Raw genomic sequence first — 14,260 nt, 5'->3', positions numbered from 1 at the left:
CTGTCAGTGCAGCGACGCGCGTAGATTGCCTGGGACAGGCAGCGCGGTCATAATGTAGTTCCTTTTTTCAGCTCCTACATAGGGAAGGATTTGTCGTGAGTCAGAAGCCTGAGCAGTGCCTTGAAGAATGGATCGATCGCGAAGCGCTCGCCGAGGCCATGATTCCCCTGATTGGTCAGCTGTACCGTAACAACAATGTTGTGACCTCCATTTACGGTCGCGGTTTGGTCAACCGTTCGGTGATCTCCATTCTCAAGGCCCACCGGTTCGCCCGCCAGATCGACAACGTCGAGCTGTCCGTGCAGGACACCTACCCGCTGGTGAAGGCCCTGAGCGAGCTGGAACTGGGCGCCGCCTCCATCGACCTTGCCCGCCTGAGCCTGAAATTCAAGGCCGAAGGCGCCGGTCGCGATCTCAAGGACTTCCTGCGCAGCGAGCTGTCCGCCGTGGTCGGCAAGCAGGGCGTCGAGCAGCGCACGGGCAAGGACGTCGTCCTCTATGGCTTCGGTCGCATCGGTCGTCTGCTGGCACGCATCCTCATCGAGCACCAGGGTAGCGGCGACGGTCTGCGTCTGCGCGCCATCGTCGTGCGCAAGGGCGCCGACAACGATCTGGTCAAGCGTGCCAGCCTGCTGCGTCGCGACTCCGTGCACGGTTCCTTCGACGGCACCATCACCGTCGACGAAGCCAACAGCACCCTGTGTGCCAACGGCACCCTGATCAAGGTGATCTACTCCAACGATCCCACCACCGTCGACTACACCCAGTACGGCATCCAGGATGCCATCGTGGTCGACAACACCGGCAAGTGGCGCGATGCCGAAGGCCTGGGCCAGCACCTCAAGTGCAAGGGCGTTTCCCGCGTGGTGCTGACCGCACCCGGCAAGGGCAGCCTGAAGAACATCGTGCATGGCATCAACCATGACACCATCACCGCCGAAGACACCATCGTCACCGCGGCCTCCTGCACCACCAACGCCATCGTGCCGATCCTGAAGGCGGTCAACGACAAGTACGGCATCGTCAACGGTCACGTCGAGACCGTGCACTCGTACACCAACGACCAGAACCTGATCGACAACTTCCACAAGGGCGATCGCCGTGGCCGCAGCGCCGCGCTGAACATGGTCATCACCGAGACCGGCGCCGCCAAGGCCGTGGCCAAGGCACTGCCGGAACTGGCTGGCAAGCTGACTGGCAACGCCATCCGCGTGCCGACGCCCAACGTCTCCATGGCGATCCTCAACCTGAACCTGGAAAACGCCACCAGCAAGGACGAGATCAACGAGTACCTGCGCGAGATGGCGCTGCACTCGCCGCTGCACAAGCAGATCGACTTCGTGAATTCGCCGGAAGTGGTGTCCAGCGACTTCGTCGGCTCCCGCCATGCGGGTGTGGTCGATGCCGGTGCCACCATCGTCAGCGACAACCGCGTCGTCCTCTATGTCTGGTACGACAACGAGTTCGGCTACAGCTGCCAGGTCGTGCGGGTGCTGGAAGAGATGGCGGGCGTCAATCCGCCGGCCTTCCCGGCCTGAGTCTTGCGTCCTAGGGCTTGTCTGAAAAGTTGCCGAGCGAAGGCCAGGCAAGGCGAAAATCAACGAGGAAGCGGAGTTTACGAGTGGTAAATGAGCATTCCGAGTTGATTTTCAACGCTGCCTGAACGAGCGCAGGTCTTTTCAGACAAAGCCCAGGCAAGGCTGACTTGCAAGAAAAAACGGGAGCCCGCATGGCTCCCGTTTTCGTTTTGACCGGGTTTTGCGCCACAATAGCGACCCGTGACAAGAGGTCGCAGCCCCCTGGGGCGATCTCGCGCCGGATCCGACCTCTCGCGAGGCGGTCCGGCTCCAGCCGTCGCCTGCGGACGGCTAACCTTCTGAGGAGAAAGCATGGCGGTCTATAGCTACGACGTGGTGGTACTGGGTTCGGGACCGGCAGGCGAGGGCGCGGCGATGAACGCCGCCAAGAATGGCCGTCGCGTGGCGGTGGTGGACAATCGCCAGGTGGTGGGCGGCAACTGCACCCACCTGGGCACCATTCCCTCCAAGGCGCTGCGCCATTCGGTCAAGCAGATCATCCAGTTCAACACCAACGAGATGTTCCGCTCCATCGGCGAGCCGCGCTGGTTCTCCTTTCCCGACGTGCTGCGCAGCGCCGAGCGGGTGATCGCCCGTCAGGTGTCGTCCCGCACCGGCTACTACGCGCGCAATCGCGTCGACCTGTTCTTCGGTACCGCCAGCTTCGCCGACGAGAACACCATCGAGATCGTCAACCTGCGCGGCGACCTGGAGCGCCTGGTGGCCAAGCAGGTCGTCATCGCCACCGGCTCGCGACCCTATCGCCCGGTGGACGTGGACTTCAGCCATCCGCGCATCTACGACAGCGACACCATCCTGTCGCTGACCCATACCCCGCGCCGGCTGATCATCTATGGCGCCGGGGTGATCGGCAGTGAATACGCCTCCATCTTCAGCGGCCTCGGCGTGCTGGTGGACCTGATCGACAACCGCGACCAGCTGCTCAGCTTCCTCGACGACGAGATCTCGGACGCCCTGAGCTATCACCTGCAGAACAACAATGTGCTCATTCGTCACAACGAGGAATACGAGCGCATCGAAGGCCAGGAAAACGGCGTCGTCCTGCACCTGAAGTCCGGCAAGAAGCTGCGCGCCGATGCCCTGCTGTGGTGTAACGGCCGGACCGGCAACACCGACCAGCTGGGCCTGCAGAACGTGGGCATCTCGGTCAACAGCCGGGGCCAGGTCACCGTCGACGAGAACTACCGGACCTCGGTCGCCAACATCTATGCGGCGGGCGACGTCATCGGCTGGCCGAGCCTGGCCAGCGCCGCCTACGACCAGGGGCGTTCGGCCTCGGACAACATCCTGCACGACAACAACGGGAGGGTGGTCAACGACATTCCCACCGGCATCTACACCATTCCCGAGATCAGTTCGCTGGGCAAGACCGAGCGCGAGCTGACCCAGGAGCGGGTGCCCTACGAGGTCGGCAAGGCCTTCTTCAAGAGCATGGCGCGGGCGCAGATCTCCGGCGAACCGGTGGGCATGCTGAAGATCCTCTTCCACCGCGAGACCCTGCAGGTGCTGGGCGTGCATTGCTTCGGCGACCAGGCCTCGGAGATCCTGCACATCGGCCAGGCGATCATGAACCAGGAAGGCGAGGCGAACAGCATCCGCTATTTCGTCAACACCACCTTCAACTACCCGACCATGGCCGAGGCCTACCGGGTAGCGGCCTTCGATGGCTTGAATCGGTTGTTCTGAGTCGGCTCGCCTCGCGGCCATGGCCGTCTGCTAACTCCTTCTCCCTGTGGGAGAGGGTTGGGGTGAGGGCGCTAGCTGCAGCAAAGGCTCAGTGGAAAAGGCTGCGCCGTTTTCCACGCTACGGGTCTGCGTCGGCTCATATCGCGGCCATGGCGGTCCGCCGATGCGGCCGCTCCTACGGTAACGTTCGTGCTTGTAGGAGCAACTGTCTTCTCGAGCCGGCTCAGATCGCCAAGGTGTACCGTCCCTGAGCATGGCGTTGAGCCGAATCAGCAAGACGCGTAGGCAGGCGATCAGGGCGACTTTGGCGGGTTTTCCACGCTGGCGCAGGTCCTCGTAGCGTCGTTTGAAGTCGGCCTGGTGCCGCACCACCGACCAAGCTGCCATGTACAGCACGCGTCGGATCGCGGAGCGACCACCGGAGATGCGTCTTAGGCCTTTCTTGGGACCGCTGTCGGCGTTGTAGGGCGCCACGCCCACCAGGGCAGCGATCTGGCGCCGGTCTAGGTGACCCAACTCCGGTAGATAAGCCAGCAGATTTGCCACGCTGACCGGTCCGATTCCGCTCACGCTGCTCAGGCGCTGGTACGCTCGTCATCCAACTCTCGGCAGGCCTGGGTGATGTCGTGGTTAAGCGAGGTGATCTGCTGATTGAGGAAGGCCAGGCAGTGACGAATATTGGCCTGCACCCTTGGCAGGGTCGCCTGGGCGAGGCGACGCCGGTCGTCGTCCCGTTGGGCAACCAAGTGGGTACGACGCTTGACCAGCTCCTGTAGCGCCTGGGCCTGTTCCGTCTGCGGTTGATAAAGCGGTGCGTCGAGGACCTGGGCCTGGCGAGCCAGCAGGGCGGCATCCAAGGGATCGGTCTTGGCCTGGCTCCCCATGGCCTCGGCGAAGGCGCGCGCCTGACGCGGATTGATTCGCACCACCGGCAGACCAGCCGCCGCCAGATAGCGCAGTACACCCGCCTCAAAGCCTCCGGTGGCTTCGAGCAGCACCCGTTGAATCTCATAACCGCTAAGTTCATCGAGCAGGTACGCCCAACCTTCGGCGGTATTGGCGTAGCTACGCTGCCGTTTATCCGGCAACACACAGACGGCCAAGGTGTCCTTGGCCACATCGATTCCTACCCAGGCTGCCTTCATCGTCAAGTCCTCCTATACTGATGAGGAGAGCGCCCCTGACGAAGGCCCACGCTTGTGCGGTTCGAGGTAGAAGCTCGATCAACTGTTCGGGCTGGGACGTCAGAGGTCAGCAGGGGGCGGGACCGGCTCCTACACGTGCTCGAAACACTGCGGCCCTACAGCCTGCCCCCTGCTGCTCTCACCTTCATCCTAACGCCAAGCCAAGACACAAGCGGCCCATGGCCGCGATGGCCGATAGATTTGGCTTTCGTAGGTTGGATTGAGCGCAGCGAAGCCCAACACGTCCCGGGCTTCGACCTGCGCCAGCGCCTACCCCAACGTCCGCCGCGCCAGACTCGGAAAATCCGTGATCAGGCTGTCCGCGCCGAAGTCGGCCAGGCGGCGCATCAGGCTGGCGTCGTTCACCGTCCAGACCGAGACGTGCAGGCCCTGGCGCTGCGCCTTGAGCAGCCGTTCCGGGGTGCACAGCGTCCAGTTCAGCGCCAGTAGGTGGCAGTCGTAGTGAGCCGCCACCTTGAGCGGATCCAGCCAGGCGTATTCCGCCACCAGCCCACGCGCCAGCTGTGGGGTGTCGCGCTGCAGGGCGCGCAGGACCTCGCGCGAGGCGCTGGTGACGGTCACCTTGTCCTGCAGACCGAAGTCCTCGACCAGCTGGGCGATGGCCCTCACGGTCTGCGCCGCCCGCACCCGCGAGGCGCTCTTCACCTCCAGCTGCCAATGTTCGAAGGCGCACTTCTCGAACAGCTCGCGCAGGGTCGGGATGGGGCAGGGGCGCGGCCACACCGGGCCGCCCTGGCGGGCATCCAGGGCGACCAGATCGGCGACCGCCTTTTCGCTGACCTTGCCGCCACGCCCGGTGGTGCGTTTCAGGGTCGGGTCGTGGATCACCACCAGCTCGCCGTCCCGGGAGAGGTGCAGGTCCAGCTCGCAGCGCGTGACGCCCAGTTCCAGGCACAGCTCGAAGCCGGCCAGGGTGTTTTCCGGGGCTTCGCCGCGGGCGCCGCGGTGTCCGTAAATAAGGGTCATGAGGGCTCCTTGGCGCTAGGGTGAGGGGACCGGGCGCCGCGGATCGCGAACCGCGTCCAGTACCCGGTCGTTTTCGAAATAGACGCTGAAATCTCTGTAGTCCCAGCGGCGGATTGCCGGCCGACCGACCGGCGGGTGCTCCTGATCGGGCAGGCCGAAGCGTTCCAGGACCTGGCTGCGGCTGTCGCCGCGCAGGGGCAGCGGGGTGCCGGCATCGCCCTGCTGGCCCAGCGGGATCTGCAGGGTCTCGGCCCAGCCGGGCAGGGCAGTGCCGAGCAGCAGGAGCGCCAGCCAGGGGCGTTTCACGCCTCGTCTCCGCGGTCGGCACGGCGCACCCGGGCCTGCTGGCGCAGGACGTGGCGCGCCAGCAGCTGGCGCTGGGCGTCTTCCAGGTCGATGAAACTGGTGCCGATTTCATACCCGCCCTTGACGGCCTGGCAACCGGTCACCTCGGCCAGTACCTGCAGGCCCAGGCCCTGGGGCGGCAGCGCCATGCGCAGGTCGAGCCGGGTGCCCAGGGCATAGGGCTCGGCATCGACGAAGGCCAGGCCGCCTTCGGACAGCACCACGTCGCGGGTGGCGCCGCTGTCGTGCAGGAGATTCCAGGTAAAGGCCTGGCCGAGCAGGTCCAGGCGCTTGTGCACCAGGCGCAGGCAGGCGGTGACGGCGCGGTCGCGCTCGTCCAGGTTGCGCAGCAGGTGACGGGATTCGAATTCCAGCTGATGCAGTTCGCTCAGGAGTGCGAACAGCGGCGCGGTCTCGCCGGGGACCCCGTCGGCAGGGCTGATTTGCAGTGCGATACGGTCGGTGATGCGATAGTATTCCCGCCGTTCACGCGCGTCTGGGGTGGTCATGTCGGGCCGCTCCGTGGGTGATGGCCCCGAGTGTAGCCGGCGAGCCGGCACGGTGTCGCCGTCCAACCCGCAGGGCGCCTACGTCTTTCCGCCGTGCAAGCGAGCCTATGTTCAGACCCCTGCCGATCTACCTTGGCCTGCGTTACGTCCGCGCCAAGCGCCGCAACCATTTCGTCTCCTTCATCTCGCTCACCTCCATGATCGGCCTGGCCCTCGGCGTGGTCGTGATGATCGTGGTGCTGTCGGTCATGAACGGCTTCGACCGCGAGATGCGTGATCGCGTCCTGGGCATGATTCCCCATGCCACGGTGGAGTCCTACCAGCCGGTCAACGACTGGCGCAGCGTGCGCGAATTGGCGCTGCAGAACAGCCAGGTGGCCGCGGTGGCGCCCTTCACCCAGTTGCAGGGCATGCTGGCCCACGACAAGGCGGTGCAGACGGTATTGCTCAACGCCATCGACCCGGCCGAGGAGCCCAAGGTCTCGATCATCCCCAGCTTCATGCGCGAGGGCCGGCTCGACGACCTCAAGCCGGGCGAATTCGGCATCATCATCGGCTCCCTGGCCGCCGAGAAACTGGGCGTCAAGGTCGGCGACAAGCTCACCTACATCGCCCCGGAAGTGGCCGTGACCCCGGCCGGCATGTTTCCGCGCATGAAGAGATTCACCGTGGTGGGCATCTTCAGCGTCGGCGCCGGCGAGCTGGACGGCTCGGTGGGCCTGATCGACATCGAAGACGCCGCGCGGCTGCAGCGCTGGCCGGCGAACGCGGTGCAGGGCGTGCGCCTCAAGCTGCACGACCTGTTCCAGGCGCCGGACGTGTCCTGGAACATCGCTCGCCAACTGCCGGGCAACGACTGGTACGCCCGCGACTGGACCCGCACCCACGGCAATCTCTACCAGGCCATCGGCATGGAAAAGACCATGATCGGCCTGCTCCTGCTACTGATCGTCGCCGTGGCCGCCTTCAACATCGTCTCCACCCTGGTGATGGTGGTGACCGACAAGAAATCCGACATCGCCATCCTGCGCACCCTGGGCGCCACGCCCCGGCAGATCATGGCGGTGTTCATGGTCCAGGGGACCTTCATCGGCGTCATCGGCACCGCCATCGGCTGCCTGCTCGGCGTGCTCGCCGCGCTCAACGTCAGCGCCGCGCTGGCCTGGGTGCAGCGGGTCACCGGCCACCAGTTCCTCAACGCCGAGGTGTACTTCATCGACTACCTGCCGGCGCAGCTGCAGCTGCACGACGTCCTGCTGGTCTGCGGCGCGTCCTTTGCCCTGAGCTTCCTGGCCACGCTCTATCCCTCCTGGAGCGCCGCCCGTACCCAACCCGCCGAGGCCCTGCGTTATGAATGATCGAGCCGTTTTGCGTTGCCAGGACCTGGGCAAGCGCTACGAGGAAGGCCCCCAGACCGTCGAGGTGCTGAGCAATGTCCAGCTGACCCTGCAACCGGGCGAGCGGGTGTCCATCGTCGGCAGTTCGGGGTCGGGCAAGACCACCCTGCTGAACCTGCTCGGCGGCCTGGATACCCCCAGCAGCGGCAGTGTCTGGCTCGACGGCGAAGAGCTGTCGGCGCTCAACGAGAAGGCCCGCGGCCTCCTGCGCAATCGCGCCATGGGCTTCGTCTACCAGTTCCACCACCTGCTGCCCGAGTTCAGCGCCCTGGAAAACGTCTGCATGCCCCTGCTGATCGGCAAGGCCTCCATCGGCGAGGCTCGCGAGCGCGCGGCCAAGCTGCTGGAGCGGGTCGGTCTCGGTCATCGCCTGGGGCACAAGCCGGCCGAGTTGTCCGGCGGCGAGCGCCAGCGCGTGGCCATTGCCCGGGCGCTGGTCAACCAGCCCAAGCTGGTGCTGCTCGACGAACCCACCGGCAACCTCGACCAGCACACCGCCCACGGCATCCAGGACCTGATGCTGGAGCTGTCCACCTCGCTGCGCACGGCCTTTCTGGTGGTGACCCACGACCAGGTGCTGGCTGGCCAGATGGACCGGATGCTGCGCCTGGACGAAGGCCATCTGGTCGACGCCACGCCGGCCCGGCAGGTCTGAGGTCGTCATGTTCAGACCGCTTTCGCTGTTCATCGGCCTGAGATACACCCGCGCCAAGCGGCGCAAGTCGTTTATCTCCTTCTTTTCGCTGGTCTCCATGTTCGGCCTGGCGCTGGGCGTGCTGGCCATGATCCTGGTGCTGTCGGTCATGAACGGCTTCCAGGAGGAGATGCGCGGCCGCATCCTCGGCATGGTGCCCCATGCCTTCATCAGCGCGGCCCAGCCGCTGGACGACTGGCGCCCGCTGGCGGCCAAGGCCGAGCAGCAGCCCCATGTGCTGGCGGCGGTGCCCTATACCCAGTTGCAGGGCATGCTCTCGGTACGGGGGCGCATGCAGCCGCTGCTGGTGGACGGCATCGATCCGGCCCAGGAAAAACGCGTGTCCATCGTCGGCGAGCGCATGACCCAGGGCAGTCTCGACGCCCTCAAGCCCGGCGAATTCGGCATCGTGCTGGGCGAGATCGCCGCGCGACGCTTCCAGCTGGAGCTGGGCAGCCAGGTCACGGTGATCATCCCCGAAGTCGGCGCCACCGGCAGCATCACCCCGCGACTGCGGCGCTTCACCGTGGTCGGCACCTTCAAGGTCGGCGCCGAGCTGGATGCCTCCCTGGCGCTGATCAACGTCGCCGACGCCGCGCCGCTCAAGGGCTGGCAGCCGGGCCAGGTGGAAAGCATCCGCCTGGCGCTGGACGATCTGTTCCAGGCGCCGCGCATCTCCCGCGACGTGGCCAAGGCCCTCGGCGACGGCTACCAGGCGCGTGACTGGACGATCTCCCAGGGCAGCCTGTTCCAGGCCATGCAGATGGAAAAGACCATGATCGGCCTGCTGCTCCTGCTGATCGTTGCCGTGGCCGCCTTCAACATCATCGCCACCCTGATCATGGTGGTGGCCGACAAGAAGGCCGACATCGCCATCCTGCGCACCCTGGGCGCCACGCCCGGGCAGATCATGGCGGTGTTCATGGTGCAGGGCACGGTGATCGGCCTGGTCGGCACCCTGATCGGCGGGGTGCTGGGCATCATCGCGGCGCTCAACGTCAGCAGCTGGATCGCCGCCCTGGAACGCCTGGTCGGCCACAAGCTGTTTGGCGGGGACATGTACTTCATCAGCAACCTGCCGTCGCGGCTGGAACTGGAAGACGTGGTGCTGATCGCCGTGGCCGCCCTGAGCATGAGTTTTCTGGCGACCCTCTATCCCGCCTGGCGCGCCTCGCGCACCTCACCGGCCGAAGCCCTGCGCTACGACTGATCGCCTGCAGGGCCAGGTGGCGCCATGCCCCTGGCCCTGTGGCGCCCAAACTGCTCTAATCCGCGCTTCTGAAGCCCTTTCGGCTCTCCATGGATGGAGTCCTGATGCGCGCCGCTCTGCTGTCCTTTGCCCTCGGCGTGCTGCTCCTGCGCGCCTTCGCCACGCTGCCGTCGCTATCCCTGCTGGCGGCCCTGGCGGCGGTGGCTCTGGTGCTGCTGTTCACCCGCTTCCTGGCGCTCGGTGCCCTCGGGCTGGGCCTGGCCTGGGCGCTGCTCAATGGCCATTGGGCGCTGGACGATCGCCTGGATCGGGCGCTGGAACAGCGGGTGCTATGGATCGACGGCGAGATCAGCGGGCTGCCCACGGTGGACGCCGACTCGGTGGGTTTCGTGCTCGCCGGGGCGACCAGCCGCCGCGCGCCTGAGCTGCCGGCGCGGATCCGCCTGAACTGGCACGGCGGGCCGCGCCCGCTGGCCGGCGAACGCTGGCGCCTGGCCGCGGAATTGCGCGGTCCCGCCGGCTTGGTCAATCCCCTCGGCCAGGATCGCGAAGCCTGGCTGCTGGCCCAGGGCATAGGCGCCACCGGCAGCGTCAAGGATGGTCAGCGCCTGACCGCCGCCAGTGGCCTGGCGACCTGGCGCGACGGCATCCGGCAATACCTGCAAAGGCGCGATCCGGCCGGGCAGGGCGGGCTGCTCGCCGCCCTGGTGGTGGGCGACGGCTCGGGCATCACCGATGCCCAGTGGCAGCTGTTCCAGGACACCGGCACCGTGCACCTGATGGTCATCTCCGGGCAGCACATCGGCCTGATCGCCCTAGGCGTCTATGCCGGGGTGGTCCTCCTGGCGCGGCGTGGCTGCTGGCCGAGGCGGCTGCCCTGGCGCCTGTCCGCGGCAGTGCTGACCATCGCCACCGCGCTGGGCTACGGACTGCTGGCCGGCTTCGAGGTGCCGGTGCAGCGGGCCTGCGTCATGGTCACCCTGGGCCTGCTCTGGCAACTCGGGCGCCAGCAGGTGCGGCTGGCGGATGCCGTGCTGTTGGCCCTGGCACTGGTCTTGGCCGCCAATCCGCTGGTCAGTCTGCTGCCCGGCTTCTGGCTGTCCTTTGGCGCCGTGCTGTTGCTGCTGTGGAGCTTTGCCGGCCGCCTGGGCCGGCTTCCGTGGTGGCTCACCCTCGGACGCGCCCAATGGTGCATGGCCGTGGGCCTGGCGCCGCTGCTGCTGGCGCTGGGCCTGCCCCTGAGTCTGAGCGGTCCGCTGGCCAATGCCCTGGCCGTGCCGCTGATGGACCTGGCCATCGTGCCCCTGGCGCTGGCAGGGACCCTGCTGTCCCTGCTCTGGCCGCCCCTGGGCGCTCCTGCGTTGTGGCTGGCCGGCAGCCTGCTGCAGGGACTGCTCTGGCTGCTGGGCGGCTTGGCGCACCTGGCTGCGGCCTGGCAACCGGTGTTGGCACCCGCCTGGGCGCTATGGCTGGCGGGGCTGGGCGCGCTGCTGGCGCTGCTGCCCGCGGGTGTGCCGCTGCGAGTCTTCGGCGCGCTGCTGATGCTGCCGGGGCTGTTTCCCCCGCCACCGGTACCCGCGGAGGGGCTGGCGCGGATCACCGTGCTGGACGTGGGGCAGGGCCTGTCCGTGCTGGTGCGTACCCGTGACCATGCGCTGCTCTATGATGCCGGTCCGCGCCAGGGCAGCTATGACGCCGGCGCCCGGGTCGTCCTGCCCAACCTGAAGGCCCTCGGCATCGGTAGCCTGGACGTCATGCTGCTCAGTCATGCCGATGCCGACCACGCCGGCGGTGCGCCCGCCGTGGCCAGGGGACTGCCGCCAGGCCAGGTACTCAGTGGCGAAGCGGGTCGCCTCACGCCGGAACTGCACGCCCGGGACTGCACGGATGGGGCCGAGTGGCGCTGGAACGAGGTCGTCTTCACCACCTGGTGGCATCCCGCGGCGGATTCCAACGCGTCCTCCTGCGTGCTCAGCGTCGCGGCCAGGGGCGAGCGCCTGCTGCTGACCGGCGACATCGACGCCCGCCGTGAAGCCGAACTGGTAGCCAGCGGCGTGCCCGTGGCGGCGGAATGGCTGGTCGCGCCGCACCATGGCAGTCGCAGCGGCTCCAGCGCCGCCTTCATCGACGCCGTCCAGCCACGTGGCGTGCTCATCTCCCGGGGGCTGAACAATCGCTATGGCCATCCCCATCCCCAGGTACTGGCGCGCTATCGCGAGCGCGGCGTGCTGCCCTACGACACCGCCGAACGGGGCGCCCTGAGCTGGACCCTGGGTCGCTGGGAGGTACCCCGCGGGCAACGCCAGGTGCGGCATTGGTGGCGGATAGGCCCGCCGACACCCTGATAGCCTATTCAAAAGCTGCTGCGCTTCGGCCAAACCGCGTTGAAAAGACCCTGGTTCGCCAGCCCGGTCGGAATGCTCATTTACCCTTCGTAAACCCGTGCGCGGGTCCGATCCGCTTCCTCAGGTCTTTCGCCTTCTCCAGCTCGCGAGCCCTTGAACAGGCTATCCGGCGTTCGTGCTAGAGTGGCCGCATTTTGCGGCGGGGGTAACGGTCTCGTGTTCGAAATGGTCAAAGCGGGCGGCTGGATGATGCTGCCGATCATCCTCAGTTCCATCCTGGCCACGGCCATCATCGCCGAGCGGCTGTGGACCCTCAGGCGCAGCCGGGTCGCACCGCCGACGCTGCTCGCCCAGGTCTGGCGCTGGATCCAGGACAAGCAGCTCAATGCCGAGCGGCTGCGCGAATTGCGCGCCGGCTCGCCCCTGGGCGACATCCTCGCCGCAGGCCTGGCCAATTCCCGCCATGGCCGCGACATCATGAAGGAAGCCATCGAGGAAGCCGGCAGCCGCGTGGTGCACGACCTCGAGCGCTACCTCAACACCCTCGGCAGCATCGCCGCCCTGGCGCCCCTGATGGGCCTGCTGGGTACGGTGTTCGGCATGATCGACATCTTCAGCGCCTTCATGAACGACGGCATGGCCAATGCGCCCATCCTCGCCGGCGGCATCTCCAAGGCCCTGGTCACCACCGCCACCGGCCTGCTGGTGGCGATTCCCGCGGTGTTCTTCCATCGCTACCTGCTGCGCCGGGTCGATGAGCTGGTGGTCGGCATGGAGCAGGAAGCGGTCAAGCTGGTGGACATCCTTCACGGCGATCGCGAAGTGGACGTCCGCGAAGGAGCTCCGGCGTGAAATTCCGTCGCCGCGCCGGGGGCGCCGCTCGCGAAGAGGTCTATATCAACCTGGCGTCCTTTATCGACGTCATCTTCGTCCTGCTGCTGTTCTTCGTGGTGACCGCGACCTTCAGCAAGCCCAGCCAGCTGAAGATCGAACTGCCCGAGGCCGACAGCGCCGCCGCGGCGGCCAACCAGGGCAAGATCCTGGAGATCAGCATCACCGCCGAAGGCCAGATGGCGCTCAACGGCCAGACTCTGGCGCGCAACGACCTGACCGGCCTGACCACCGCGCTGCAGCGGGAATCCGGCGGTGACAACAGCCTGCCGCTGGTGATCACCGCCGATGGCCGCGCCACCCACCAGGCAGTGGTCATGGCCATGGACGCTGCCGGCAAGCTGGGTTTCAGCCAGTTGCGCATCACCACCCTCGAGGCCCAGGCGAAACGGCCGTGAGCCTGGGCGAGCGCCTGGTCCGCGCCTGGTACCAGGGGCATCCGGCCCTGGGCCTGCTGGCGCCGCTCGAAGCCCTCTATCGCCAGGTCGCCCGGCGCAAGCGCCAGCGTTTCCTGGCGGGGCAGGGCAGCATCCATCGCGCGCCGGTGCCGGTCATCGTGGTGGGCAATCTCACCGTGGGCGGTACCGGCAAGACGCCCATGATCCTCTGGCTGATCGGCCATCTGCGCGCCCGCGGGCTCAAGGTCGGGGTGGTCAGCCGCGGCTATGGCGCCACGCCGCCGAGTCTGCCCTGGCGGGTGCGGGCCGGCGACACCGCCGCCGTCGCCGGCGACGAACCGCTGTTGATCGTGCAGCGCACCGGGGTGGCGCTGGTGACGGATCCCGACCGCGGTCGCGCCGTCGAACGCCTGCTCGCCGAAGAATCGCTCGATGTCATCCTCAGCGACGACGGCCTGCAGCACTATCGCCTGGCCCGCGACCTGGAGCTGGTGATGGTCGATGCGGCGCGCGGCTTCGGCAACGGCCGCTGCCTGCCGGCCGGTCCCCTGCGCGAACCCCTGGAGCGCCTGGCCGAGGTGGACGCCGTGATCCACAACGGCGCCGCGGTCGATCCGGCCGACGGCTTCGGCCTGACCCTGCAGCCCAGTGCCCTGGTCAATCTGCGCAGCGGCGAGACGCGACCGCTGAATTTCTTTCCGCCGGGGCAGCGCCTGCACGCCCTGGCCGGCATCGGCAACCCCGGGCGTTTCTTCGCCACCCTCGAAGGACTACACTGGCAGCCGTTGCCCCATGCCTTCGCCGATCACGCCACCTACAGCGCCGCGGACCTGACCTTCACCCCCGCGCTGCCGCTGGTGATGACCGAGAAGGATGCGGTCAAGTGCCGGTCCTTCGCCGCCGCCGACTGGTGGTACCTGGCGGTGGACGCCCAGCCCTCGGCCGCCTTCGTCGCCTGGCTGGACGGGCGTCTCGACCGCCTCCTGCCCGAACACTCTCACTGACGGAACCTCTGC

12 protein-coding genes and 1 pseudogene are annotated in these 14,260 nt (G+C 67.0%); 9 read left to right on the top strand and 4 right to left on the bottom strand.

What is annotated here, in order from left to right:
- The first annotated feature begins 95 nt into the window (after positions 1-95).
- A complete protein-coding gene (locus CFE50_RS13455; RefSeq protein WP_286734265.1) occupies positions 96-1,538 on the top strand; it encodes a glyceraldehyde-3-phosphate dehydrogenase in 1,443 nt (480 codons plus the stop codon).
- A 351-nt stretch (positions 1,539-1,889) separates the two neighbouring features.
- A complete protein-coding gene (sthA, locus tag CFE50_RS13450; RefSeq protein WP_058790699.1) occupies positions 1,890-3,284 on the top strand; it encodes a Si-specific NAD(P)(+) transhydrogenase in 1,395 nt (464 codons plus the stop codon).
- Between the two features lie 225 nt (positions 3,285-3,509).
- Here sthA and CFE50_RS22840 read toward each other — a convergent pair.
- The 4 genes and pseudogenes from CFE50_RS22840 to CFE50_RS13430 all read right to left on the bottom strand — a co-directional run.
- Positions 3,510-4,429 (bottom strand): annotated as a pseudogene (locus CFE50_RS22840) (IS110 family RNA-guided transposase); the annotation flags it as partial.
- 309 nt (positions 4,430-4,738) lie between these two features.
- Complete coding sequence (locus CFE50_RS13440) at positions 4,739-5,455, bottom strand: glycerophosphodiester phosphodiesterase (RefSeq protein ID WP_286734261.1); 717 nt, start codon at positions 5,453-5,455, stop codon at positions 4,739-4,741.
- A 15-nt stretch (positions 5,456-5,470) separates the two neighbouring features.
- Entirely contained in the window at positions 5,471-5,761 is a 291-nt protein-coding gene (locus tag CFE50_RS13435; RefSeq protein ID WP_181110255.1) for a phosphodiesterase, read from the bottom strand.
- Entirely contained in the window at positions 5,758-6,309 is a 552-nt protein-coding gene (locus tag CFE50_RS13430) for a PilZ domain-containing protein (RefSeq protein WP_027598360.1), read from the bottom strand. Before CFE50_RS13430 ends, CFE50_RS13435 begins: the two co-directional genes overlap by 4 nt.
- A gap of 107 nt (positions 6,310-6,416) precedes the next feature.
- Here CFE50_RS13430 and CFE50_RS13425 point away from each other — a divergent pair, with 107 nt between their 5' ends.
- The 7 genes from CFE50_RS13425 (at position 6,417) to lpxK (ending at position 14,248) form a co-directional block, all read left to right on the top strand.
- Positions 6,417-7,667: a lipoprotein-releasing ABC transporter permease subunit gene (locus tag CFE50_RS13425; protein ID WP_027598359.1), complete on the top strand. Its 1,251-nt coding sequence runs from the start codon at positions 6,417-6,419 to the stop codon at positions 7,665-7,667.
- On the top strand, positions 7,660-8,361 hold the full coding sequence (lolD, locus tag CFE50_RS13420; protein ID WP_026083696.1) for a lipoprotein-releasing ABC transporter ATP-binding protein LolD: 702 nt from the start codon (positions 7,660-7,662) through the stop codon (positions 8,359-8,361). The genes CFE50_RS13425 and lolD overlap by 8 nt, the downstream gene beginning before the upstream one ends.
- Positions 8,362-8,368: 7 nt before the next feature.
- Entirely contained in the window at positions 8,369-9,610 is a 1,242-nt protein-coding gene (locus tag CFE50_RS13415; protein WP_286734257.1) for a lipoprotein-releasing ABC transporter permease subunit, read from the top strand.
- A 104-nt stretch (positions 9,611-9,714) separates the two neighbouring features.
- Positions 9,715-11,955 (top strand): DNA internalization-related competence protein ComEC/Rec2, encoded by a 2,241-nt coding sequence (locus tag CFE50_RS13410; protein WP_286734256.1) that lies wholly within the window; start codon positions 9,715-9,717, stop codon positions 11,953-11,955.
- A 216-nt stretch (positions 11,956-12,171) separates the two neighbouring features.
- Positions 12,172-12,807 (top strand): flagellar polar localization protein PocA, encoded by a 636-nt coding sequence (pocA, locus tag CFE50_RS13405; RefSeq protein WP_007162403.1) that lies wholly within the window; start codon positions 12,172-12,174, stop codon positions 12,805-12,807.
- Positions 12,804-13,244, top strand: coding sequence for a flagellar polar localization protein PocB (gene pocB, locus CFE50_RS13400; protein ID WP_007162404.1), 441 nt, complete (start codon positions 12,804-12,806; stop codon positions 13,242-13,244). The genes pocA and pocB overlap by 4 nt, the downstream gene beginning before the upstream one ends.
- Complete coding sequence (lpxK, locus tag CFE50_RS13395) at positions 13,241-14,248, top strand: tetraacyldisaccharide 4'-kinase (RefSeq protein ID WP_286734254.1); 1,008 nt, start codon at positions 13,241-13,243, stop codon at positions 14,246-14,248. The genes pocB and lpxK overlap by 4 nt, the downstream gene beginning before the upstream one ends.
- Positions 14,249-14,260: the final 12 nt, after the last annotated feature.

This window comes from Pseudomonas sp. PGPPP4 (genome assembly GCF_002256045.1).
In the GTDB taxonomy this organism is placed as follows: Bacteria; Pseudomonadota; Gammaproteobacteria; order Pseudomonadales; family Pseudomonadaceae; genus Chryseomonas; species Chryseomonas oryzihabitans.
Note: the sequence above shows the minus strand (reverse complement) of the source record. Positions and strands in the feature narration are given on the sequence as shown.

What these genes read in the sequence shown, in the direction of transcription:
- lolD (WP_026083696.1), top strand. Translation starts at nt 7,660, where the DNA reads ATGAATGATCGAGCCGTTTTGCGTTGCCAGGACCTGGGCAAGCGCTAC.
- CFE50_RS13410 (WP_286734256.1), top strand. Translation starts at nt 9,715, where the DNA reads ATGCGCGCCGCTCTGCTGTCCTTTGCCCTCGGCGTGCTGCTCCTGCGC.
- CFE50_RS13430 (WP_027598360.1), bottom strand. Translation starts at nt 6,309, where the DNA reads ATGACCACCCCAGACGCGCGTGAACGGCGGGAATACTATCGCATCACC.
- CFE50_RS13425 (WP_027598359.1), top strand. Translation starts at nt 6,417, where the DNA reads ATGTTCAGACCCCTGCCGATCTACCTTGGCCTGCGTTACGTCCGCGCC.
- CFE50_RS13415 (WP_286734257.1), top strand. Translation starts at nt 8,369, where the DNA reads ATGTTCAGACCGCTTTCGCTGTTCATCGGCCTGAGATACACCCGCGCC.
- sthA (WP_058790699.1), top strand. Translation starts at nt 1,890, where the DNA reads ATGGCGGTCTATAGCTACGACGTGGTGGTACTGGGTTCGGGACCGGCA.
- CFE50_RS13440 (WP_286734261.1), bottom strand. Translation starts at nt 5,455, where the DNA reads ATGACCCTTATTTACGGACACCGCGGCGCCCGCGGCGAAGCCCCGGAA.